20 protein-coding genes, 1 tRNA gene and 1 pseudogene are annotated in these 22,974 nt (G+C 54.7%); 4 read left to right on the forward strand and 18 right to left on the reverse strand.

From position 1 onward, the window contains the following. Positions 1 to 5 precede the first annotated feature (5 nt). Positions 6 to 1,163 carry a zinc-dependent alcohol dehydrogenase gene (locus MUN86_RS21800; protein ID WP_245120078.1) on the reverse strand — a complete coding sequence of 386 codons (1,158 nt, stop codon included), beginning with the start codon at positions 1,161 to 1,163 and terminating at the stop codon, positions 6 to 8. A 549-nt stretch (positions 1,164 to 1,712) separates the two neighbouring features. Between MUN86_RS21800 and MUN86_RS21805 the strand changes: the two genes are divergently transcribed. After that, positions 1,713 to 2,435 (forward strand): hypothetical protein, encoded by a 723-nt coding sequence (locus MUN86_RS21805; protein WP_245120079.1) that lies wholly within the window; start codon positions 1,713 to 1,715, stop codon positions 2,433 to 2,435. 185 nt (positions 2,436 to 2,620) lie between these two features. On the opposite strand, the gene MUN86_RS21810 is transcribed toward MUN86_RS21805, so the two are convergent. The 5 genes from MUN86_RS21810 to MUN86_RS21830 form a co-directional block, all read right to left on the reverse strand. Next, positions 2,621 to 3,046 (reverse strand): hypothetical protein, encoded by a 426-nt coding sequence (locus MUN86_RS21810; RefSeq protein ID WP_245120080.1) that lies wholly within the window; start codon positions 3,044 to 3,046, stop codon positions 2,621 to 2,623. 70 nt (positions 3,047 to 3,116) lie between these two features. Further along, the gene (locus tag MUN86_RS21815; protein ID WP_245125813.1) at positions 3,117 to 4,841 is read right to left on the reverse strand and encodes an ABC transporter ATP-binding protein; all 1,725 of its coding nucleotides are present in this window, start codon (positions 4,839 to 4,841) and stop codon (positions 3,117 to 3,119) included. A 214-nt stretch (positions 4,842 to 5,055) separates the two neighbouring features. Continuing rightward, positions 5,056 to 5,847: a tRNA pseudouridine(38-40) synthase TruA gene (truA, locus tag MUN86_RS21820; RefSeq protein WP_245120081.1), complete on the reverse strand. Its 792-nt coding sequence runs from the start codon at positions 5,845 to 5,847 to the stop codon at positions 5,056 to 5,058. Positions 5,848 to 5,927: 80 nt separating this feature from the next. Next, entirely contained in the window at positions 5,928 to 6,473 is a 546-nt protein-coding gene (locus tag MUN86_RS21825; protein WP_245120082.1) for a GNAT family N-acetyltransferase, read from the reverse strand. A 98-nt stretch (positions 6,474 to 6,571) separates the two neighbouring features. Next, on the reverse strand, positions 6,572 to 7,774 hold the full coding sequence (locus tag MUN86_RS21830) for a thiolase family protein (protein WP_245120083.1): 1,203 nt from the start codon (positions 7,772 to 7,774) through the stop codon (positions 6,572 to 6,574). 89 nt (positions 7,775 to 7,863) lie between these two features. On the opposite strand from MUN86_RS21830, the gene MUN86_RS21835 reads away from it, so the two are divergent. Then, complete coding sequence (locus MUN86_RS21835) at positions 7,864 to 8,340, forward strand: DUF4293 domain-containing protein (RefSeq protein ID WP_245120084.1); 477 nt, start codon at positions 7,864 to 7,866, stop codon at positions 8,338 to 8,340. Between the two features lie 83 nt (positions 8,341 to 8,423). On the opposite strand, the gene MUN86_RS21840 is transcribed toward MUN86_RS21835, so the two are convergent. From MUN86_RS21840 to MUN86_RS21870, 7 genes are all read right to left on the reverse strand, one after another. Further along, positions 8,424 to 8,717, reverse strand: a complete 294-nt coding sequence (locus MUN86_RS21840) for a proline and serine-rich protein 1 family protein (RefSeq protein WP_245120085.1) — start codon at positions 8,715 to 8,717, stop codon at positions 8,424 to 8,426. A gap of 121 nt (positions 8,718 to 8,838) precedes the next feature. After that, positions 8,839 to 9,300: a hypothetical protein gene (locus MUN86_RS21845; protein ID WP_245120086.1), complete on the reverse strand. Its 462-nt coding sequence runs from the start codon at positions 9,298 to 9,300 to the stop codon at positions 8,839 to 8,841. A 208-nt stretch (positions 9,301 to 9,508) separates the two neighbouring features. Further along, positions 9,509 to 10,726, reverse strand: coding sequence for an OmpA family protein (locus tag MUN86_RS21850; RefSeq protein ID WP_245120087.1), 1,218 nt, complete (start codon positions 10,724 to 10,726; stop codon positions 9,509 to 9,511). After that, the gene (locus MUN86_RS21855; RefSeq protein WP_245120088.1) at positions 10,726 to 11,436 is read right to left on the reverse strand and encodes a tetratricopeptide repeat protein; all 711 of its coding nucleotides are present in this window, start codon (positions 11,434 to 11,436) and stop codon (positions 10,726 to 10,728) included. The genes MUN86_RS21850 and MUN86_RS21855 overlap by 1 nt, the downstream gene beginning before the upstream one ends. A gap of 111 nt (positions 11,437 to 11,547) precedes the next feature. Beyond that, entirely contained in the window at positions 11,548 to 12,033 is a 486-nt protein-coding gene (locus tag MUN86_RS21860) for a hypothetical protein (protein ID WP_245120089.1), read from the reverse strand. Between the two features lie 197 nt (positions 12,034 to 12,230). Then, entirely contained in the window at positions 12,231 to 13,091 is an 861-nt protein-coding gene (locus MUN86_RS21865) for a (Fe-S)-binding protein (RefSeq protein WP_245125815.1), read from the reverse strand. A 123-nt stretch (positions 13,092 to 13,214) separates the two neighbouring features. Then, entirely contained in the window at positions 13,215 to 14,615 is a 1,401-nt protein-coding gene (locus MUN86_RS21870) for a 4Fe-4S dicluster domain-containing protein (RefSeq protein WP_245120090.1), read from the reverse strand. A gap of 167 nt (positions 14,616 to 14,782) precedes the next feature. On the opposite strand from MUN86_RS21870, the gene MUN86_RS21875 reads away from it, so the two are divergent. Continuing rightward, positions 14,783 to 14,855, forward strand: a tRNA-Phe gene (locus tag MUN86_RS21875). A gap of 183 nt (positions 14,856 to 15,038) precedes the next feature. Here MUN86_RS21875 and MUN86_RS21880 read toward each other — a convergent pair. Both MUN86_RS21880 and MUN86_RS21885 read right to left on the reverse strand, forming a co-directional pair. Beyond that, a complete protein-coding gene (locus MUN86_RS21880; protein ID WP_245120091.1) occupies positions 15,039 to 15,680 on the reverse strand; it encodes an acyltransferase family protein in 642 nt (213 codons plus the stop codon). Further along, positions 15,611 to 16,150: an acyltransferase family protein gene (locus tag MUN86_RS21885; protein ID WP_245120092.1), complete on the reverse strand. Its 540-nt coding sequence runs from the start codon at positions 16,148 to 16,150 to the stop codon at positions 15,611 to 15,613. The genes MUN86_RS21880 and MUN86_RS21885 overlap by 70 nt, the downstream gene beginning before the upstream one ends. A 417-nt stretch (positions 16,151 to 16,567) precedes the next feature. On the opposite strand from MUN86_RS21885, the gene MUN86_RS21890 reads away from it, so the two are divergent. Beyond that, positions 16,568 to 16,816 carry a hypothetical protein gene (locus MUN86_RS21890; protein ID WP_245120093.1) on the forward strand — a complete coding sequence of 83 codons (249 nt, stop codon included), beginning with the start codon at positions 16,568 to 16,570 and terminating at the stop codon, positions 16,814 to 16,816. A 171-nt stretch (positions 16,817 to 16,987) separates the two neighbouring features. On the opposite strand, the gene MUN86_RS31340 is transcribed toward MUN86_RS21890, so the two are convergent. The 3 genes and pseudogenes from MUN86_RS31340 to MUN86_RS21900 form a co-directional block, all read right to left on the reverse strand. Beyond that, on the reverse strand, positions 16,988 to 17,539 hold the full coding sequence (locus MUN86_RS31340) for an efflux RND transporter periplasmic adaptor subunit (RefSeq protein ID WP_280640559.1): 552 nt from the start codon (positions 17,537 to 17,539) through the stop codon (positions 16,988 to 16,990). An 8-nt stretch (positions 17,540 to 17,547) separates the two neighbouring features. Continuing rightward, complete coding sequence (locus tag MUN86_RS31345; RefSeq protein ID WP_280640560.1) at positions 17,548 to 18,009, reverse strand: efflux RND transporter periplasmic adaptor subunit; 462 nt, start codon at positions 18,007 to 18,009, stop codon at positions 17,548 to 17,550. 381 nt (positions 18,010 to 18,390) lie between these two features. Further along, positions 18,391 to 22,790, reverse strand: a pseudogene (locus MUN86_RS21900) (CusA/CzcA family heavy metal efflux RND transporter). Positions 22,791 to 22,974 lie beyond the last annotated feature (184 nt).

Below are 22,974 nucleotides of genomic sequence, written 5' to 3' on the forward strand. Positions count from 1 at the left end.
CGGCGTTAGATGTTAGCAGAAGGGAAAACGATCAAAGGCTTGATGCAGCTGTCGAGCTTAGCCGAGAACATGCGGTAGCCATCGGCCACTTCTTCTAGCGGAATCCGGTGCGTAATCAGGGCCTTCGGATTGATTACCCCATTCTGTACGTGCTCGATCAAGCGCGGCAGCAAGCGTTTCACCGAGGCTTGGTTTGCTCTGATGGTTAAGCCTTTGTTCAACACGTTGCCAATCGGCACAAGGTTATCCGTTGGGCCATATACCCCTACAATAGATACCACACCACCCTTCTTCACGGAGTTGATGGCCCAGTGCAGTGCCGTAGTCGACCCGGCCTGCAACAGCAGCTTACGTCCGGTGATGGTTTGCATGGCGTTACCGGCAGCCTCCGCACCAACGGCGTCAATCACACAGTCAGCACCCATGAAATCAGTGGCTTTCTTGATGAATACCACCGGGTCGTCCATGTCTTTTTCGAAGTTATAAGCCTCGCAATTTGCGTAGTTGCGAGCGAATTCGAGACGGTAGTCTTCCTTGTCGATAATGATAACGCGACCTGCGCCGAACAGCCAGCAACAGCGCGCAGCCATAATGCCTACAGGGCCAGCACCGAACACTACGACCGTATCACCTGGCTGAATACCAGCCATTTCGGCCGCTTGGTAGCCAGTGGGCACTACGTCGGTTAAGAGTACGGCGTCATCAGGATCCATGCCTTCCGGAATTACCGTGGGGCCTACGTTGGCATAAGGAACCCGGGCGTACTCGGCTTGACCGCCATTGTAGCCACCTGCAGTGTGAGAGTAGCCAAAGATGCCACCCACGGCGCTAGCCTGTGTATTTGATTCGTGGCAGTTGCCGAACATGCCTTGTTTACAGAAGTGGCACTCACCGCACGCTACGTTGAACGGCACCAGGACATGGTCGCCAACTTTGATTTTGGTTACATCAGGTCCAACCTCCTCTACTATGCCAGTAAACTCGTGTCCGAAGGTCATGCCCACGCGGGTATCGGGCACATTACCATTATATAAGTGCAAGTCAGAACCGCAAATGCAAGAGCGAGTCACCCGGACAATAGCATCTTGTGGATGCTTGATTTCAGGCATTGGTTTTTGCGTGGCACGGACCCTTTTAGGGCCCCGGTAATCCATTGCTAGCATAGGAATTAGGTTTTGGAAGTGGAAGTGAGGCGGCGGCAGCTCAGCGCTTTCCGAAAATAGCAGCAAATCATGCTGCCCTGAAAACGCTTTTTAAAGCTGATAAGCTGTACTTACCTCCTTGCTTAAGGTTCTTATAACTAGCCCAATCGACCAGAAATACGCGTTAATACGGATGAAATTTATGAGCTAGCTCGTATAAGTACTGACGTGCGTGTTTTTTAAGAAAAGCAGTTGTTCCGAGGAATTACAATCAGAAACGCTCTAGTTCTAGCTAAACCGAATATAGATGCTGGTTGGGATAGGGCTTGAGCGTTGACGTGCCAACCTTAATGATTCTTAGTAACGCTTTGCTACTACTTAGTGTCTCAAATCAGGCTGAAAGAACATTTACCTTTGTTTGTCGGGCTTGAAACCTTGTTAACGCAACTCAAGTAGCTTAATATTATTATACTTATTTATAAAAATATTATCTTCTATCGGTAGCTAATAATCCTGCAATACATACCGTTGGGGGCATATCTGAAAACTTTATTTAATTCATTCTCCTCAATGAAAATTCAAAAATTAGCATTGGGTGCTCTGCTAATGGGCACGACTATGGGTGTGGCGCAGGCACAAACAGAAGCAGGTAAACTACTGCTGAATGGTAGGATCAGCTATTTTAATACAAAAAGTGAATCCAGTTCCATTGGTTCTATAGATTATCCGTTAAGCACTCAGGAAAATAATAGAAGTGTAGGATTCACTTTTAGCCCTCAGATAAGCTTTTTTGTGGCAAATAATTTAGCCCTTGGAATAGCTACAGAAATTAGCACCGGTAGAAATATTGCGTCGTATACCCAATTTAATAGTACTGACAATACGTACCTATATGGTAATTCTAAGAGTACTAGTAGGGGAATAAATATTGGGCCATTTGTACGCTATTACAAGATGATTGGCGAGAAAACCGGATTCTACGGTCAACTAGACGGAAGATACCAGTATCAGTCACAGAAGACCAATAGCAATTACTTAGGGAGCCTAAATCGTAATGACTATTACGAGACTAAAACGACTGGTGGCGCAGTGAATCTAACGCCGGGGTTTGTTTACTTCCCTTCTCCTAAAGTTGGTTTAGAATTAACTATGGGAGGTTTATCTTACTACAAGGGAAAGACAAAAACCCGAAATTCGTCGTCTACTCAGACAAGATTGGATAGCGACAATAGCGGATTCAATGCTAACCTAGGTATTCAATATTTAGCGGTAGGAGCTTCCCTACACTTATAGGATTAGCAGTTAACAGCGTATAGCATTCAAGCAAAAAGGGCTTCCTCATCTAATGGTATGGAAGCCCTTTTTGCTTGAATGCTATATCTATTTCACCACCGCCCATACTTCTACTGGGCCGGTGTTCGGGAATCGCTCCAAGTACACGTTCTGCAACGTTAGGTTGTTTTGCTTAGCCTGGTTTTTCACGCCAGAGTAAAGTTTGTCGGGGCTACAAGGTAGCTGGCTTCGATGGTGGCGTGCAGTACCCGCTGGCCGGCCGGGAATGCTCGGTACCGGTACCCCGCTGGTAGTTGCTGCGATATGGTATCGTCGACCACGAGGCCGACAAAGACTTTGGCTGCCTCACTGGAAGAAGCGGGGTCATTGTAGAAGATGTTGCCGAAGGTGCCGCGCAGTTTGCCCGAACTGCGTATTTCGTATGCTTTACGCGTCAGGTTACCAAATTCTTCGCTATTACCAGCGCCTTCAAAGTAGCTGCCTGCTAGAAATATGGGCTGGGCCGTAGTTTCCAGCTTTACTTCCGCTTGCTTGAATCCACCAAGCACGTAATACGCCACTCCAACCGCGACAATAAGAAGTAGAGAAAGAATTAGAAAAACGCGGTTCATCCAGGTGAGTTAAAGTTTAATCAAGATCAAAGTCGGCTTTTTGAAGCCTTTTGAGGCAGCAAACAACCGTTTAGCTTTCGTCTTTTACTACGCCAAGCACGTCGCGGTACTGCATCTGGTAGAGCTGCGCGTAGTAGCCACTCTGGCGCAGGAGTTCCTCATGGCGACCCGACTCTTTAATTTCACCGCGGTCCATAACGATGATGCGGTCGGCTTTTTGGATAGTGCTTAGCCGGTGGGCAATAACCAACGAGGTACGCCCCTGCATCAGCTTCTCGATGGCGGACTGAATCAGTTCCTCGGTCTCAGAATCAACCGACGACGTAGCTTCGTCGAGCACGATGATAGCCGGTTGATACACCATGGCCCGCACGAAGCTGATCAACTGCCGCTGCCCCACCGACAAGGTGGCACCGCGCTCCATCACCGGATAGTCGAGGGAACCGGGCAGACGTTCGATAAAGCGGCGGGCACCCACTAGGTCAGCAGCTTCCCAAATTTGTTCGTCGGTAATGTCCTTGCTGCCCAACGTAATATTATCACGGATGGTACCCGCGAATAGAAACACGTCTTGCAGCACCACCCCGATGCGGCGGCGCAAGGCGCTTAGGTCATACTCCTGGAGGTCGTGGCCATCGACGCGGATGTGGCCGCGGTTGATGTCGTAAAAGCGGCTGAGCAGGTTGATGATACTGGTTTTGCCGGCACCAGTAGCGCCTACAAAGGCTACCGTTTGGCCGGGCTCCACTTTAAAGCTGATGTCGCGCAGCACCCACTCCTCATCGTTGTAGGCAAACCAGACTTTGTCGAATTCCACTTCGCCGCGCAGCGTGGCCGGAGCCAGCGTGCCGTTGTTGGGAATGTACTCCTGGCTGTCGAGCAGTTTCAGCAAACGTTCGGTGCTCACAAGGCCTAATTGCAGGGTATTGAACCGGTCGGCAATCTGGCGTATCGGACGGAAGAACAGCGCGTTGTACATGATGAAGGCAATGAGGGCACCCTTGGAAATAGTGCCTTCAATCTGGCCTTGCGCTGCGTACCACACTAGCAACCCCACTCCTACGGCACCCAATACCTCGGCCACCGGAAAGTAGATGGAGTAGTAGAGCACCGACCGAATATTGGCGCGGGTGTGCTCTTGGTTTAGGGCCTCGAACTTTCGGTACTCGCGCTGCTCGTTGTTGAAGATCTGCACCACGTTCATGCCCGTCAGGTGCTCTTGCACGAAGGCGTTCAGGTTGGCCACAGCCGTGCGCACCTCCTGAAACGACTTTTTCACTTTCTCCTTGAACACGTAGGTGCTGAAGAGCAGTGGCGGAATCACCGACAAGCTCACCAAGGTCAAGCGCCAGTCGATGTAGAACATGAAGGCCATGATGAACACCAGTTGCAGAATATCGCCGAGCATAGCCGCTAGCCCTTCACTGAACACGTCCGACAAGGTTTCCACGTCGGAAATGTTGCGGGTCGTGAGCACCCCGATGGGTGTCCGGTCGAAGAACTTAAGGCGCAGATTCAGAATGTGCTTGTACAAATCCACCCGAATGTCGCGCACAATGTATTGCCCGAGCCAGCCGCCAAAATAAGTTTGCAAATAGCTCACCAGGGCATGGGCCACGAGTAGCACGAGCAACAACGCAAACATCTTGTTCAGGCCGAGCCAGTCGTTGCTTTCGATAGTCACATCGACCATGCGCTGAATCAGGAACGGGCGCAAGGTGCCAAGCACGGCCGAAGCCAGCGTCAGGAACACCAGTAAGTAGAAGATGCGCTGGTAAGGCCGCACATACACCATGAGCCGGCGCAGCACCTGCCAGTCGAAGATGTTGCCGGATTTGGTAGCGGGAGTAGTCGGATCCAAAGTAGATGGGATTTGAGAAGCTGTAACCAGCAGCAAAGGCACGAAGTTGCAGACCTTGTGTATTAAACCGTTATACTGCACTTACTGAAGCACGGCCGTTTGGTTGGCAACTTCGTCAAGTACACTGGTGTCTTTGCGCAGGATGCTCTTAGCTTCCCACAAAGTACGGCAAACCGGGTGGCACAAGTTCTGCGGGCACCACATCGGGCATGTATTCTACGCGGCTTAGGTAGAGCCCCTGTGCTGGAGCGGCCCCGCTGGCGTCTACTCGGCTTTGCGCGTGCAGGATTTGCTTGAACTGCGCGGGCGAGATTTTGCCGCGGCCCACGGTCAGGAGTGTACCGACCACCAGCCGCACCATACCCCGCACAAACCGGTTGGCCCGAATCCGAAACACCAAGCCACCCGGCATCACGTGCCAGCCCGCTTCATACACCACGCACACATAATGGTTTTCGCCGCCCTTCACTTTCGAGAAAGCCGTGAAGTCACGCGAGCCAAGCAGAAACGCAGCAGCTTCGTTCATAGCCGTTACATCCGGAGCCCGGTCGAGGTAGAGTGCCCGCCCGACGCTGAATGGGTCGGGCACAAGGCGCACGTAGTACTCGTAGGTGCGCGCGTCGGCCGAGAAGCGGGCATGCGCTTGGTCGGGCACGGGGTGTACGGCGTAAGCGGCAATATCAGGTGGCAGCGCCCGGTTGATGCGGTAGAGCGCCGTATCCAGGTCTAGGGTATCCGGCAAGTCGGCCTCGAAGTGCGCTACTTGGTGGCTGGCATGTACGCCCGTATCGGTGCGGCCACTACCGAGCGAGTACACTGGCTGCCGCAGCACCTGCGACAGGCACCGGTCCAATTCCTGCTGCACCGTAAGGGTGTTGGGTTGCACCTGCCAGCCGTGGTAGCGGGTACCGTCGTAGGCGAGATGAAGAAAGTAGCGCATAAAGGAATGGAAATAAAGAGGTGGGGCTTTGCCTATTCGGTTGCTGGCCTCCTAAGTGCAGACTTCGAACTTTCAGTCCTTCACTCCTCCTTGATCTTAGCGTACAGCAGAGAATTCAAGGTTTGACTGTTCTTCACCACACTTTTGCGCATGACGGCTTCCAACTCGTATCCTGCTTTTTCCAACACCCGTGCCGAAGCCGGATTGGTCTCGAAAACCACCGCATAGAGGCGGCATACATCGAAGTGCGCAAACACGTAGTCTGATACCACCTGCACTCCGGCCGTGGCAATTCCGCGGCCCCAATACGGCTGTCCCAACCAATACCCCACTTCGGCAGACCGGCGGCGCACATCCGTCTTGAAGTGCACTCCTACACTCCCTACCGCTTTCCCGTCTGCTTCAATAGCTAAGTGCAAGTCGCGTTGCTGATCTGCCATCAGGCAGAGGTAAAATTCAGCGTCTTGCTTGGTGTACGGGTACGGAAACGTATCGCGCAAATTTTGCGCAACGCGCTGATCGTTAGCATACTCTACTAAGGCTGGCGCATCGGCAAAAGACCACGGCCGCAACCGCGCCTGCACTTGCGGCAACTCTAAAGTAGGAGCAAGGAGTGGGTCGATCATAGTTCGGGCGACTGGCCTATAATCTAAAAGCCCTCCGAAACGGCAAGCTTTCTGTTCGGGTGAGAACAGATTGCTTACTGCTTCGGAGGACTTCTAGGTTATATCTTCTCGTAAATAGCGGCGGCACCTTGGCCTACTCCTACGCACATCGTCACGAGGCCGTAGCGCACATCTTGGCGACGCTGCATTTCGTGTAGCAGGGTGGCCGTGAGGCGGGAACCGCTCGTCCCGAGTGGGTGACCAATGGCAATAGCACCCCCGTTCACGTTTACAATATCAGGGTTCAGTTCCAAGTCGCGGATGCAAGCAATGCTTTGCGCCGCAAATGCCTCGTTCAACTCAATCAACCCAATGTCGCTCAACGACAGGCCGGCTCGCTGCAACACCTTGCGCGTCGCGGGCACTGGCCCGAGGCCCATATAAGCCGGATCGACACCTGCCACAGCTGAGGCTACCACTCGTGCCATCGGCTTCAGGTTGTAGCGCTTCACAGCTTCCTCGCTAACTACCATTACGGCGGCGGCACCGTCGTTGATACCAGCCGAGTTACCAGCCGTTACGGTCCCATCAACGGGCTGGAAAGCTGGCTTCAACGAGCCAAGCTTTTCTAGGGTACTCAAGCGCGGTGGCTCGTCGGTGTCAAACAAAGCGGCATCACCTTTTGGAATAGCTACGAATACCGGCACTATTTCCTTGCGGAAACGGCCCTTCTCGGCTGCCCGGTGGTAACGGCGCTGCGACTCGAAGGCAAACTCGTCTTGCTGTAGGCGCGTGATGCCGTACTTGCGCGCTACGTTTTCGGCGGTTTCCCCCATAGCATAGGGGTGGTGCATCTTGCTCAGCTTGGGGTTAGTAAAGCGCCAGCCTAGCGTGGTATCGTGGGCCGTTAGCTCCCGCCCGAAAGCCGTTTCCGACTTCGCCATCACGAAGGGCGCCCGGGTCATGCTTTCGGAGCCGCCAGCTAGGTACACGTCGCCTTCTCCCGCCATGATAGCGCGCGAGGCATCCATGATGCTTTGTAGGCCGGAAGCGCATAGGCGGTTTACCGTTACGCCGGGTACCGTGACGGGCAAACCAGCGAGCAATGCAGCCATGCGGGCTACGTTGCGGTTGTCTTCGCCGGCCTGGTTGGCGGCGCCCATTATTACGTCTTCAATGGCCGCTTTATCCACACTTGGATTGCGGCGCAGCAACTCGCGCAGAACGTGCGCGGCCAAATCATCGGGGCGGACGCTGCTCAGCGCACCCCCAAATTTGCCGATCGGGGTACGGACGGCGTCAACTATATAAGCAGTGGGCATTGTCTATTTGAATGCAGTTATTCCAGTCGTTGTTGGCTACTTTTGCCGGCCTACCCGCACAGGGTGGCTTAAACAGTCAAAACACAAAGATGATACAAAGAATCCAAAGCGTATTCCTGCTGCTGTTGGCGCTCTGCATGATTGCCGTACTTTTTCTTCCTCTCTGGCACAAAGCCGACCCCAATACTGGGCAAGAGTTGGTACTAACGGCTACCAGCTTCGCTTACAACAAACCGGGCGCAGGCTTGGCTCCACCCGCAAACGTATGGCTTATTGCCGTGTTTGCAGTGGTTTCCGCAGCAGTGGCGTTATTCGAAATTTTCCAATTCCGCAACCGCTTCCTGCAACTCAAGCTAGGCATGCTGAATCTGCTGCTTATTCTGTGCACGATAGGCGCGGGATTTTATTTCTCGAACCTAGGCGAGCAAATGCTGAATATCAAGATGCTCGGCACTTACCAGGCAGGCTTCTACCTTCCTACTTTGGCTTTGATGCTGAACCTGCTAGCCAACCGCTTCATCCGCCGCGACGAACAACTAGTACGCAGCATGGACCGTTTGCGGTAAGAGGCTGTTCCACCATCTCCTTAACACACAAAAAAGGCTTCCGTTCGCACGGAAGCCTTTTTTATTGCGGTTGGCTCACAAGATTAATACCGCTGCTGTTGCTGAGTTAAGTATTCTTGCAGCTTGCTCGCCGAGCCCGAGAACGTAAAGGCATCGTTGAGACGGTACAGGTTCTGGCGGTCCGTCACGCGGCTTGACCCGTATTTGGCTAGCTCCAGTTTAGAGTCTTCGAAGCTTAGCTCCTTCATCAGCCGAGCTAGGTCCTCGGCCCGGATAGAACTTTCGCTGAGGGCCTGTTGAGCTATCGGCATCCGGTCTTTGTCGAACGACTGCCGGTGCAAGGCATTCACCAAGCCATCAACATCTTGCGGGCTCATCGTACGGTTGTAGCTCGCGCTGCTGCCCCATAACCGCCGCCGTTGTTGCCGTTGGGGTAGCTACCGTTGCCATTGCCGCCATTATTGTAGTTCCCGTTGTTATATCCGCCGTTGCCAGGGTTTACAGGGGCCGGTTGTCGTAGTCGTCTTGATCGTATTCATCGTTCTGGTTTTGGTAACCGCCTTGGTTGCCACGAGGCCCGTTGCCGGGGTAGCCTCCGTAGCCCGGGCCATAGCCGCCGCGCATAGGCACTGCCGCCACTTTGCGCAGCTCAGGGGCAAAGCCTGGACGGGTTAGCAGCACGTAACTGGTTTCCAAGCCGGGGTCAAGGAAGACGCGGGTGCGGTAGTTTATCGAGCGGCCATAGCCGACCGGAATAGCAAATTCAGCCCAATGCACGCCAGGCGCAATCCGGTTGATGTGCACTTGGCGGGCACCACCCTGGGTCAGGGCACGGCCATCAAAGCGCAGGTTGAAAGGGACGCCGCGCTCGGAGGTGAAATTCACATTGGCCGGAGCGGCTTGAAGTTGCGCCGCAGCTAGCAGAACTAGGCTAAGGCAAAAAAGTAACGCCTTTTTCATGGCAGTAGTACGTTGCACGAAAGCAGTCCATTTGCCCTCGCACTTACCGTAAATTCAAGGATTGTGCCACTTCCTAAAATCGGCTTTTACTAGCTTCCTGCTGCTGTTTCCGGGCAATATCGAACGCGCAGAAAGTGTGCTCCTAATGCAAACAAAAGCCCCCGCATCTGGTGGATGCGGGGGCTTTTTAGAATGTGCTCGTCGTTATCTAATCGGCAATCTTGGTCACCTTAAACTCTGTACGACGGTTGCGCTGAAAGTCCTCTTCAGTTTTGGCATTCTTAAGCACAGGCTGCGTTTCGCCGTAGCCCTTGGCCGTGATGCGACTCTTGTCGATGCCCTTGGAGATAATGTAGTCTACGGCCGACTGTGCCCGCTTCTGCGAAAGAGTCTGGTTGTAGGCGTCCTTACCGCGTGAGTCAGTATGGGAGCTTAGCTCGATGGTGATTTTGGGGTTGTCATTCAGTGTTGATACTAGCTTATCGAGCTCAACGGCGGCATCCGGCCGGATGTCGGCTTTATCGTAGTCGTAGAAGATGTTATCGACGACAATGGCCTTGTTCTTCACGATCTTGGTCAACGTTAGCGTTACGGGCACGGCAATTTCATTTATTGGGTCCCTTAGCTGATCTTGTGCTGGCTTGCGGCCAATGGTGCTGACCGAATTACGCGCTGCGAAATAACCTGGCCGATCAGCAATCAACGAATAACTAGCCGCTGCCGAATCGAGCTTCATCGTGAATTTGCCGTTGGGGTCGGTGGTTACTTCTTGCAGCTTCTGGCCGTTCTTACCGAATAGCGTCACGGCTTCGCTGCTTACGGGCAAGGTCTCGCCAGTTTTATCGTTGCGCTCTACCAGTGTACCGTCCACAATGAACGTAACGAGCTTGAGCGGCTTCTTGCGGAACATGTACAGATCGTCAGAGCCTTTGCCACCGGCCCGGTTCGACGAGAACACGCCGATGTCCTTGCCCGTGAAATAAGGAGCAAAATCGTCGCCGGAGCTATTCACCGGCGCCCCTAGGTTAACAACTTTGCCTTTGTCGACCATGAAGATATCGAGCTTGCCGAGGCCGGGCTGTCCATCCGAGGAGAAGTACAGCGTGTTGTCGGGAGCTACGGCCGGGAAGTTGTCGTTGCCGGGCGTATTTATTTGGTCGCCAAGGTTTTCGGCGGGTGAAAAGCGGCCGTTCGGTCCGAGCGTTGCTTTGTAGATATCGTTGCCCCCCAAGCCACCGCGGCGGCTAGACGTGAAGTACAGCGTTTGGCCGTCGGGCGCGAAAGCTGGGGCAAAGTCGTCGGTGGTGCGGTCGTTGATGTTGGCGAGCACTGGCTCCGACCAAACGCCGTTTTTGAAGTACGAAATCCACAGGTCTACGCTAAGTAACCCTTTCTTCGAGCCGTCATTAGAACGTGCAAACACCATCACCTTACCGTCGGGGTGTAGGTGGCGCTGGCTTCGTGCTTGTTTTCGGTGTTGAAGATTGGATCCAGCTTACGCACCGTGCCGCCGGTCATTTTATCGGCATCGTCGAACTTGACAGCGTACAGGTCGTTGAAGTTCTCGCCGTTGCCGAGGTACTTCTTGCCTTCCCGACCAGAGGCGAAGACCAGTTCTTTGGTGTCGGGAATGAGGGTGGAGCCAAACTCAGCCGCAGGCGTGTTTACCTGGTCGAGCGCCATTACCTCGTTGTTGGTTTGCATGGCCACGATGGTGTTTGCCATCTTGGCGTTCCTTGATTCTATTTCGGCAAGTGGGGCCAGTTTCCGACCGGAACTATTCTGTCCATAGGCATCAAACTGCGCCACTGCTTCATCGAACTTCCCATTGGCTTTCAGGGCCTGCCCATAATAAAACACAACATCAGGAGCCTTCACCTTCCCATCAATGGCCGCTTTATAGAAACTCTCGGCTTGCTCGACGCGGTTGGAAAGACGATAGGCCTCCCCGATCCGGTAGTTGCTGAGCGGTGCGTTTTTGCCACGTGCTACATCCGCCTTGTAGAGCTGTATTGCGGTTTCGTACTCGCCGCGGGCAAAGCGCTTATCGGCCTTGCTCAGGCTGTCGGTAGTTGCGCAACCACTCAGCAGAACGGCGGAGCCGGCGGTAGCGCAAACTAGTAGAAATTTCCTCATTGGGGATGAAGGATGGAGGTGAAAACGAGCCATGATAACCAGAGGCTTCGTAAGCCTAATAATACTACGTTTAAAAGGGATAATAGTCGTAAAGCAAACTTTTTCCCTGGCTTAGTTAAAGTACCGAAAAAGCCACGTTTGGTTGGCCGCTGCCGGGAAAGATGTCTGCAATTCCGCCTTGCTCGCCACAGTAGCGTCAAAGTATGGCGTGCTCGACACCAAGCGGCCATCCGCTACGGCAGCCTTTAACTCTCGCCGGTCGAGCAACTGCACTTGCCCATTCACCAAAAAAGCCATTCGCGATTTTTCCAGCAACGACACGCCGAGGGCATCTTCCACACCGCGCACAAACCGGACGGAGGCGTCGATGGAGCAACCACTAGCGTCGGCCACGGCTTCATCGAGCCCGATGATGAGAAACTGTTGATGGAAAATCTCGGCTGAAGCCTGCAAGTTGCGGCCGTGGCTGGTCCATTCGTCGGCGAAGCGGTGTAGCGCAGGCTGCACTGCTGCCACCTCGGCCGTTGTCAGAGGCCGGTCGGCTTGGTAGATCCAGATGCGGGCCGAATCGGGTAAAAGGCTGAAAGGAACGTACATGGGAGAAGGTCGATGTCAGGTGGTCTGACGTTCATAGTAAACGACAAACTTTACTGATTTATTTTCTATAAAAGAACAACCCCGCCGGTAAGTTCCAGCGGGGTTGCTTGATTTTAATCTATCGGAAAGTAGCGTCGCGTAGTGCTGAACAGTCAATCGTTAACCGGCATTGGCTGTCGAAGCATGAGCTAAATTACCTACGCATTTAAGCCCTCGGCGGAAGCCACTAGCTCGGCTAGGTCGAATACTTGGACGTTGTTTTCGCGCTCTTTGTTTTTCACACCGTCGCTCATCATGGTCATGCAGAAGGGGCAACCCACTGCAATGATGCTGCCTTGGCCGTTGGCTTTGGGCGCGGGCGTAGCGCCAGCGTTGCCGCTTTCCACACCGTAGAGGTTGTCAAGGGCCGCTGCATTACCGTCGAGGGTTGCCAATGCTTCCTCGGTGCGCTCAATATTGACGTCCTTTTTGCCAGGTTCTGGCTCTTTCCACATTTGGGCGCCACCAGCGCCGCAGCAGAGGCCGTTGGCTTTGCTACGCTTCATTTCCACTAAATCGGCATCCAAGGCTTCGAGTACCGCACGGGGCGCCTCGTAGATGTTGTTGGAGCGGCCTAGGTAGCAGGAATCGTGGAACGTAATGCGGCGACCTTTGTACGACTCGCCTCCTTCCACTTTCACGCGGCCCTCATTGATGAGTTGCTGCAAGAAAGTGCTGTGGTGAATCACTTCGTATTCGCCGCCAAGCGCCGGATACTCGTTTTTGATGGTATTGAAGCAATGCGGACAGGCCGTTACCACCTTCTTGATGCCGTAGCCATTGAGTGTAGTGATGTTCTGCATGGCCTGCATCTGAAACAGGAACTCGTTGCCGGCCCGTTTGGCGGGGTCACCTGTGCAAGATTCTTCCATGCCCAGCACGGCGTATTTCACCCCGACGTGCTCCAGAATACGCACAAAGGCGCGCGTCACACGCTTGTATCGGTCGTCGAACGCTCCGGCACAGCCCACCCAAAACAATATTTCGGGCGTTTCGCCTTGGGCGGCGAGGTCGGCCATGAGAGGCACATTTATTTGTCGTTTGGCAGTTAGCTCAGCCATTATAGTCAGTAATAAGTAATCGTTAGGATGCGGACTGCTGTGCTAGCAACTGCTTTGGCGGTATCAGCACGGCGTTCAGAATTAGGCCGTTACGACTTCCTTTTCCGCCACGTAGAGGTCATCAGCCCAGTTGAAACGGTCGGAAGGCGAGAAAGCCCAAGGAGCACCGTTGTTCTCGATGTTGCTGAACATTACGTTCAGCGAGTTAGGCGCCGCCGACTCTTCCAGCACCAGGAAGCGGCGCATCTCCACGATGCTTTCCAGCGGGTTGATGTTCACAGGACACGCTTCCACGCAGGCGTTGCAGGTAGTGCAAGCCCAAAGCTCTTCGGGCGTTACGTAGCCGCGTAGCAGTGTGTGGTTCTCTTTGTCGAGCACTTCCTGCGATTCGTGCTTAGCTTCTTGGCCGTAGAGGTTAGGGCTAAAGATCAATGGCGAGTTGTACTTCTCTTCCATCCGGTCGCGCGTGTCCATGATGATTTTGCGCGGGGAGAGCAACTTGCCCGTGATGTTGGCCGGGCAAACCGAGGTGCATCGGCCACACTCGGTGCAAGAGTAGGCGTTTAGTAAGTTGGTCCAGGCTAGGTCATTTACGTCCTTGGCACCGAAGGGCGTGGGCGCGAGGGCCGAGCCATCGGGGGCCGTGGCTGGAGCTGGCACCTCGTAGCTTGGGTCCATCATGGCTTTCACTTCGTGGGTGATGCTTTCCACGTTCGAAAACTGCCCCTGCGGCACGAGCCGCGAGTAATACACGTTCGGGAAAGCCATGATAATGTGGAAGTGCTTGGAGCTAGGCAAGTAGTTGAGGAAGCACAAAATACCGATGATGTGCGCCCACCAACCCACGCGCTCTAGCACATGCAGCGCTGCTTCACTACTCGGAAACAACCCAACCAGCAAGCCGCTAATTGGGAAAGTACCTGGCATCTCAGTGCCGCGCAGTTGGTGTAACTTCAGGTCGGCGGTGTTCATGGTAAACAAAGCCGCCATCAGAATTACCTCTACGTAGAGAATGATGTTGGCATCGAGCTTAGGCCAAGCGCGTAGCTCGGGGCCCTGAAAGCGGCGCACGGGCGGCTTGCGGTTACGGCGCCACCAAAAGGCAACCACCGCAACAATGACTAGCGCGCCTAGTATCTCGTTGGTGGCCATGAGCACATCATAGACGGGGCCTAGGAACTGCAAGAAGCGGTGGGTGCCAAAGATGCCGTCTACCATGATTTCAATCACCTCGACGTTGATTACCAGAAAACCTACGTACACAATCAGGTGTAAGAAGGCTGGTGTGAGGCGCTTGAACATTTTGGACTGACCAAAAGCAACCAGCAGCGTTTTGTTGAGCCGCTCACTTACATTGCCGCTCATGTCCCGGTCGCGCCCTACCGAAATGTTGGCGCGGATTTTCCGGGCCTGCCACGCAAACAGGCCGAAGCCCGCTATTGCGACTAGCAGGAAGAGGAAGTTTTGAATGGAGAAATGCACGGGAGGGGAAATTGGGTTGGAATTCAGGTGGAAATATAGTCGTTATGCATAACAATTTACGGCTTTTCCGCCGGAAAGATTTTTTTATGATAAGTGTTGCGGGTTCATTTTGGTTTACTACTTTTGTGCTCCCCAACGGCCAAAAGGGCTTCGGGATACCAAGAGCTGGTAATGTAGCTCAGTTGGTAGAGCACAGCACTGAAAATGCTGGTGTCGTTGGTTCGATTCCAACCATTACCACAAAGACCCCGTCTCTGAACAGAGTCGGGGTTTTTTGTTGTTGATACGCGACACAAAATTCATTAGCTGCCAACAACGGATGGGCTTCTGGTCGATGCCGCATCAGAGCTTATTAAAGCACCTACTTAATTGCCTTAAAGGCAGTTAATGGTATTATAGAATAATTGAAAGCAGAGCAAACAGCTATTGTAGCCGGCTTCGCAAAGCCATTACAGGTACCTCGAAATACTTGTACATCAACGTGGCTAGTGGCATCGATATTAGCCATAGCAGCGCGAGCCCTATCAGTGGCCTTATTGCTTGTGGCAGTGGTAGCGTAGTAGCGAGTGGCAAGGCGATATTGAGGTTTACCACCGTGCCGTGCAGCAAATAGAGGCTATAGGAAATTAAGCTAATGTGCGTTAGAGCACTGGGCACTAGGCCATGAGCTTGCTTCCAATCGCTGAGTAGTGGTAGCATACAGGCAACGCCGAGCGAAGCGCAGGAAAAGGAGAATACGCAGGTGAAAAGGGTTAAGTCGGTTAGGGTAACGGGGTTGGCAACCAGACTGAGCGCCACGAAGCCAACCACAAAAAGCGGCCACTTCGCTCGCAGCCAGGCATCTCGATAATAGTAGGCTATCCAAGCAGCTAGCACGCCGTACATAAGCGAATCGAGGCGCAGCAACACGATTTTGCGGAAATGAGCGTCCCAGTCTTGCCACGTGGTGGGCTGGTAGCCTTGGAAGTAATGGTAGCGGTAGGCCGTAGAGCCAACTAGAAATAAACCAGCCGCCAGCAGTACCCCATAGCGGGGTTTGAGCAGGCTAGTAAGCAGGAAAGACATGGGGCCGACAACAGGTAGAACCATTCCTCCACAGCCAACGACCACGCCTCTATGAATGCCGGTGGATGCGTCCAGTTGAAGTTTTGCAGGAAAACAAAATAGGGCTCATACGTGCTGGCAGTAAAGTCACTGTGGCGTAATTCCAGGGGCATGACAAGGAGCAGCGCCAACACGTAGGGTGGTACCGTCCGAATCCAGCGCCTTAGCCAAAAGTCCCACAGCTTGCTTGGCCTTGCGCCACTGGTTTCCAGGGTCCGAATCAGAATACTACCGATTAGAAAGCCGGACAGCACAAAGAAGATGGTCACGCCGTCGTAATGCCGCACGAACTCATGGAAGAAGGTGAAGCGCGGAGATACCCACATGGAACTGTGTTGCATCATCACCATCAGGATTGCGGAGGCGCGCAAAGCATCCAAGCCAAATATCCTTTTGTCCGGCGTAAGACGAAAAATAACGGGTAATACCATACTCTACCAACCTACCACCTACGCTAAAAAAGACCTAAACAAATCTTACCCAGAACCACTGAGGAGGTGCTTTTCGAAAGTCCCTTGTTTTACTTAGTTGGTCGTCTATTGTTACCTATCGCCGCAAAGCTGAGCTACAGTTATCAACCTTAAGCTCCTGTTTCTGAAGTAGAAACGAAGCACATAACCCTAGATTATGCGTTCAATTTATGCTTCAGCTTAAGACATAAATTCCTTTACTGACTTGATTATCAACAACCCTAGGGACTTGCCCCGCGTTTGTTGGTACACATCACCATTGGTACTGACGTGAAGTATGTAGTAGTGGCAATACTAGGCGGCGGTTTGCTGCTACTGGCCTCACGCGTAGTGAGAGATGCAGGCCGACTAACCTTACAATCCCAACCCTCTACTCCCATGAACGACTCTTCAACCCAGCAGGATAACTCGCAGCAGAACGACGACGTGCAAACCACCAATGCGCAACAGTCGGTGGAATCTACAACCGAGCAGTCCGGTGAAAATAACCCGCTCAAGCGGTTCCAAGACCTCGTGAATTCGCCTACCACCCCTGACGGGCACAAAGTAGTAGCAGCCGTAGCGGCCGCAAGCACCGTGACTGTAGCAGCCGTGGCAAACTGGATAATGAAAGCCACCAAGAAATAAAGCCTCGGTTCAGCTAACCTACACGATACTAGTTTTATAGCTAGGCGGCTTAACTGGACAAACACTGTGTTGCAGTAACATAACAAAGGCGGACCGCAGCAATGCAGCCCGCCTTTGTTGCGTATTTAGCTTTGGCACGAGTGTGCTGTCAGTAACTCCAGAGTAGCAACGCTACTCCTCTTCCTCAGCGTTTTTCATTTTAGCGAGTAAAGAATACGCTCCCTCTACAACTAAGCGCGCGGAATCGGCTGCAACGGCGGTAGGGAGTTGAACGGCGGTGTAACCGTCTTCGCTCAAGCCGGGCTGTACTTCCACCATGCGGTAGTGACCTGCTTGTGATTTGGCAGTATACACGTAGTGTCGCCCTTCAAACTGTACTACTGCCTTTTCAGGCACCGCAGGTACGGTGGCCCGGTTGGTTTCGATGACGGCGCGGACAAACGTGCCTGGCAACAGAGCATGATCTTCCTGGTCGAGGTGAGCATGGACGCGCACGGTGCGCTCGGTGCTAATGGCCCGACTGATGAGGTAAACACGGGCAGTGCGCTCGGTACCCGGACGGTCGTTGCTGAGGCTGAAGCGTACGAGCTGATCTTTGTGCACTTGGGGCACGTCTTTCTCGAACACGGTTAGCTCGACGTGCAAGTGCTCCGGGTCTACAATTTCAAATAGCACATCGGTGGGGGTCACGCTCTGCCCCACAGTTACGTTAACCGTTTTCACGAAGCCGCTCACGGGGCGCGCAACGCCGCCGTCGTGACGATGGTACCACCAACGGGCAAGCCAGAGGCGCGGAGCCGGGCCGCTTGAGCGGCTGCTTTGGCTTGCAATCCTTGGTATTCGGCTTGGGCCCGTTGGAAGTTTTTTTGCGGGGCTACTTCTTGGCGGTATAGTTCGGCTTGGCGCTCGTACTCGGCTTTGGCATACGTGAGTTGGCTGCGAGTTTCGAGGTAATCCTGCTGGAGCTGCGCGAAGTCGGGGTTGCGAATGGTGGCTAGCACTTCGCCTTTGCGGACGCGCGTGCCCTGGAGTAAGGCAGTTCGGTCGACGAAGCCGCCGAGCGGGGCGCTTACCGAGGCGAGCTGGTCGGGCGGCACATCCAGTACGCCGTTCACTTTCAAGCCTTGCCCTAACGCCCGCCGACTGACGCTGCCTATTTGTATGCCGCCTAACTTCTGCTCCTCGGCTGACAATACAACTTCATCGGGGCAGCTTCGGGACCCTTCTGCTCTTTCTTTGTTTCCGCTAGAACTTCCGCCGAATCGTTCGACTCGGTTGCCGCTTCTTGATTTTTTCCGCAGCTGATGGCTAGTAGAACAAGCAAGAATATGGTTGGGTATTTCATGAGTTTTAAAAGGTATTCAGGCTGACGGCAGTAAGAATAAGATGAGACTCTATCTAGGTAAGAACGTCATGCTGAGCTTGTCGAAGCATCTCGCTCGACTCGTTGAGTTAGCACCGTAACGTCAGCACGCGAGATGCTTCGACAAGCTCAGCATGACGGTCCTATGGGTTGTTAATGATTGGGCAACCGTCTCTGGCCCTTACTTAGCTGAGGAAGGAACGACAGTAACTTACGTTCCTGCTTCGCCTAGCAGATACTCCAGTTCTATAACCGTCTGGTTGTGCTGAAGTAGCAAATCCAGGTGGTCGGTGCGGACACGCTGAGCGCGTTCGAGGTTGAGGAGATAATCGGAGTAGGTGCTTTCGCCGGCTTTGTAGGCGCGAGTAGCCAAGCGGGTAATGACAGCGGCTTGGGGCAAACCAACCTGCTCGAAGAAAATGAGTTGGCGCTGCTGCTCTACGCGGCGAATCTGAAGCTCGTCGAGACGGGCGGCAATTTCGGCACGGTAGCGTTGGTAGGTGACGGAGGCGGTTCGCTCTTGTAAACGGGCAGCTTGTACCCGGGCTCGTTGGGGGCCACGCAAGAGGGGCACCGCTACGCCAGCGTGCACGCTATGGAACCGGTCGGCGGGGCCATAGGTGCGGGGCGTGCCGCTTTCGGTGTAAGTGCCGCGCAACGACTGGTTGGTGTAGCCGACTACTACCTCAGGTAGGCCTCGGGCTTGCTCTAGGCGGGTTTCAGCTTGACGTTCTGCTACTTGCTGTTGTAACACCCGGCCCTCCGGCGTAGCCGCTAAAGCGGTAGTATCGGCGGGAGGCGCTGTCAGGGGCAAGGGTTGCAGAACACTATCGGCGATGACGACGGGCTGCGAGGTTTGCAACAGGGCCTGAAGCTGACGTTCGGCTATGCGGTAGTCGGCGTGAGCTTGGGCGAGTTGGTTTTGGGTTTCGCCTTGTTGGATGAGGGCGGTGGCGGGCTCGATGCGGGCCGTTTCGCCGGTTTTGAACCGCAGTTGGGCGGCGCGCAGAAACTCGGTGTATACACTATCGAGGCTGCGCAGCACCCGGAGGCGGTGCCGGGCATGCAGCGCCGCCTGGTAGCTGAGGCGTACTTGCCGCCGCAACTCGGCTTGCACTTGCGCGAGTTGCAGTTCCCGGTTTACAATCTGCGTTTCGGCGAGTTGCGCTTGGGAACGGTAGTAGCTCGGCAGCGCAACCGACTGGCTGACGCTGAACACATTGTCGCGGAGGGGAGAGTTGACTTGACCGTAGCCGGCCTGGAAGGTAGTGCGCCCAACGTCATAGGCGGCCCGACGCACAGCACGTTGGGCTTCTAGCGCCCCCTCGGCAGCTTGCACGGTGCCATTGGCTTGCAAAGCTTGCTGTACTGCCTGCCCCGCCGACAACCCCGGATTCTGCTGCGCCTGGCTAGCAGTAGCTAGGAAAATGATGAGTAGCAGCGTTCCACCCAAAGTAGTTACTCGGTTAGGGGTGGACACCAATGACTTGCCACGTTGCTTTCGATTTTCGAGCAGATAATACAGCACTGGCAGTACCAGCAGCGTGAGCAGCGTAGCCGACACCAGCCCCCGACAACCACTGTGGCCAAGGGCCGCTGCACTTCTGCCCCGGCCGACGTAGCCAGCGCCATCGGCAGGAAACCCAACGAGGCCACCGTCGCCGTCATCAGCACCGGCCGCAGCCGGGCTTCGGTCCCGCGCTTGATTCGCTCCAACAGGTCGGTGACGCCCTCGGCTTCAAGTTGATTGAACTGACCGAGGAGCACAATACCATTGAGTACCGCTACCCCAAACAGCGCAATGAACCCGACGCCAGCCGAAATACTGAACGGCATGCCGCGCAGCCACAACGCCACCACCCCACCAATAGCCGACAACGGAATAGCTGTGAAAATGAGCAGCGCCTCGCTCACCGACCGAAACGTAAAATAGAGTAGCACCAGAATCAGGAGCAAGGCCACCGGCACCGCAATACCAAGACGCTCCGTAGCCTGGCGTAGGTTCTCGAATTGACCACCGTAGGTGAGGTGGTAGCCAGGCGCCAGCTTTAGCTGCTGACCTAACGTGGATTGCAGCTCGCGCACCACCGTTTCCACGTCGCGGCCGCGTACATTGAAGGCCACGGTGATATAGCGCTTAGCATCGTCGCGCTGGATTTGGTTGGGACCTTCGCGCAGCTCCACAGTGGCTACCTGCTCTAGGGGCACCTGCTGCCCGCCGGGCGCGGCAATGAACAGGCGACGCACGCTGTTGATGTCGGCGCGCAGGTCGGCGCGGAGGCGCAGCACCAAATCGAAGCGCCGCTCCTGCTCGAACACTTGCCCGGCGGTTTGGCCGGCAAAGGCGGTTTGCACGGTGCGGTTCACATCATCCACGTTGAGGCCGAACTGCGCGAGGCGGTTGCGGTTCAGCTCCACCACAATTTGAGGCAGCCCCGTAACGCGCTCCACGTACACATCTTCGGCTCCGGCCACGCGGCGCGCCAATCTGCCAGCCTGTTGGGCATAATCAGCCAGCAAGTCGAGGTCTTCCCCATAAATCTTGACTACCACATCTTGCTTGGCGCCGCTGATTAACTCGTTGAAGCGCATCTGGATAGGCTGCTGAAAGCTAAACGACATACCCGGAATCTGGCTAACGGCCGCGGCCATCTTCTCGGCTAGTTCTTCTTGGTTGTCGGCGCTGGTCCATTCAGATTTGTCTTTCAGAATCACCATCAGGTCGGCGCCTTCCACGGGCATGGGGTCGGTGGGAATTTCAGCAGCGCCAATCTTGGTTACCACCTCCTTCACCTCCGGAAACTGCCGCCGAAGGATACCTGCCGCTTGCTGTACCTTCTCGATGGTATAGCTTAAAGAACTGCCGGTGAGCGTACGGGTTTCAACGGCAAAGTCGCCCTCCCATAGCTGCGGAATAAACTCACCGCCCAAGGTGCGAAACAGCAGTCCCGCTCCTACCAGCAGCGCTACCGCAGCCAGCAACACCACGGCCCGGGCCCGCAACGCCCACGCCAGCACTGGCTGATAGAGGCTCTGGAAAAAAGCCATCATGCGGTCCGAAAACGTCGGACTAGTATCGGTGTGCCTACTCAACGCCAGGGCCGACATCATAGGCACATACGTCAGGGAAAGAATGAAGGCGCCGAGGATGGCAAAGGCCACTGTTTCGGCCATCGGCCGGAACATCTTGCCTTCGATACCACCTAGCGCCAGCAGAGGCAGGTACACAATCAGGATGATGATTTCGCCAAAGGCGGCCGACGAACGAATGCGGGATGCCGCCTGGTACGTTTCCTCGTCCATAGCTTCAGTGGGCAGCTTATCGGTGTCGGTAGCCAGCTTGTGCAAGGCCAAGCGGTGCACAATGGCTTCCACGATGATCACGGCGCCGTCCACAATCAGCCCAAAATCGATGGCGCCCAAACTCATCAGGTTACCCGTCACCCCGAACAAGCGCATCATGCTGATGGCAAATAACATAGCTAGGGGAATAACCGAGGCTACTACCAGCCCGGCCCGCCAGTTACCAAGAAACAGCACCAGCACAAACACCACAATGAGTGCTCCTTCAGCCAAGTTGCGGCTGACGGTAGCAATGGCCCGGTTGACCAATGTGGAGCGGTCCAGAAATGGCTCCACGGTGACGCCTGCGGGCAGGCTTTTTTCGATGGCCACCATGCGCTCTTTCACGGCCTTGATGACTTCATTGGCATTGGCCCCCTTGAGCATGAGCACCAACCCACCAGTTACCTCACCTTCGTCGTTGCGGGTCATGGCGCCGTAGCGCACCGCCGATCCGAAACCTACCTGCGCCACATCGCGCACTAGTACCGGCAGGCCGTTGCTGGTAGTACGCACCACGATGCTACCGATGTCGGCAGGATTGGTAACTAGGCCTTCGGTGCGAATGAAGTAGGACGTGGGGTTACGGTCGAGGTAGGCGCCGCCGGTGTTCTGGTTGTTGCGAGCTACGGCCTGGTACACTTCTTCCACCGTGACATTGAGGGAGCGAAGCCGCTCAGGATCGAGGGCTACTTCGTACTGCTTGAGCTGGCCGCCGAAGCTGCTAACGTCGGCTACGCCGGGCGTGCCGAGCAGTTGGCGCCGGACTATCCAGTCTTGAATGGTGCGCAGGTCGCTAGCCGAGTACTTGTTTTTATAACCTGGTTTTACACGCACGATGTACTGGTAGATTTCACCGAGGCCGGTGCTGACGGGAGCCATTTCGGGGCGCCCGACGCCGGGCGGTATCTGGCTTTCGGCTTCGCGCAGCCGCTCCGTTACTTGCTGCCGCGCCCAATACACATCCACCTCATCGGCAAACACGATGGTGACCACCGAAAGGCCGAAGCGTGAAAACGAACGGACCTGCTCCCGCCCCGGAATAGTAGCCACGCTTTGCTCCACCGGAAACGACACCAGTCGCTCGATGTCGTTGGCGGCCAACGAAGGCGCCACCGTGTAGACGACCACTTGGTTGGTGGTAATGTCGGGCACGGCATCGATGGGCAGCCGCAGCAGCGAGTAGCCGCCCCAGACCACCAAGGCCAAGGTCAGCAGCCCGACAACCAATTTATTATGAATGGAAAAATAGATCAGCCGGTCAAACATAAAGGGCTGGAAGTTTAGAATCTGGACAGTGGAAACAACCTGTGCACCACACCTCTCCTAGCCGCTTCCCATGTGAGCAAGCGGCCATACGTAAACCTCACGGCTGGTGAAGCTTATCGAGAAGTGTAGTGCACTCCTACCCCGTCGCGCTTTGGGCGCAGTGCTTTTCGGTGAAAGGTAGACA

It is taken from the genome of Hymenobacter volaticus (genome assembly GCF_022921055.1).
Classification (GTDB): Bacteria; Bacteroidota; Bacteroidia; order Cytophagales; family Hymenobacteraceae; genus Hymenobacter; species Hymenobacter volaticus.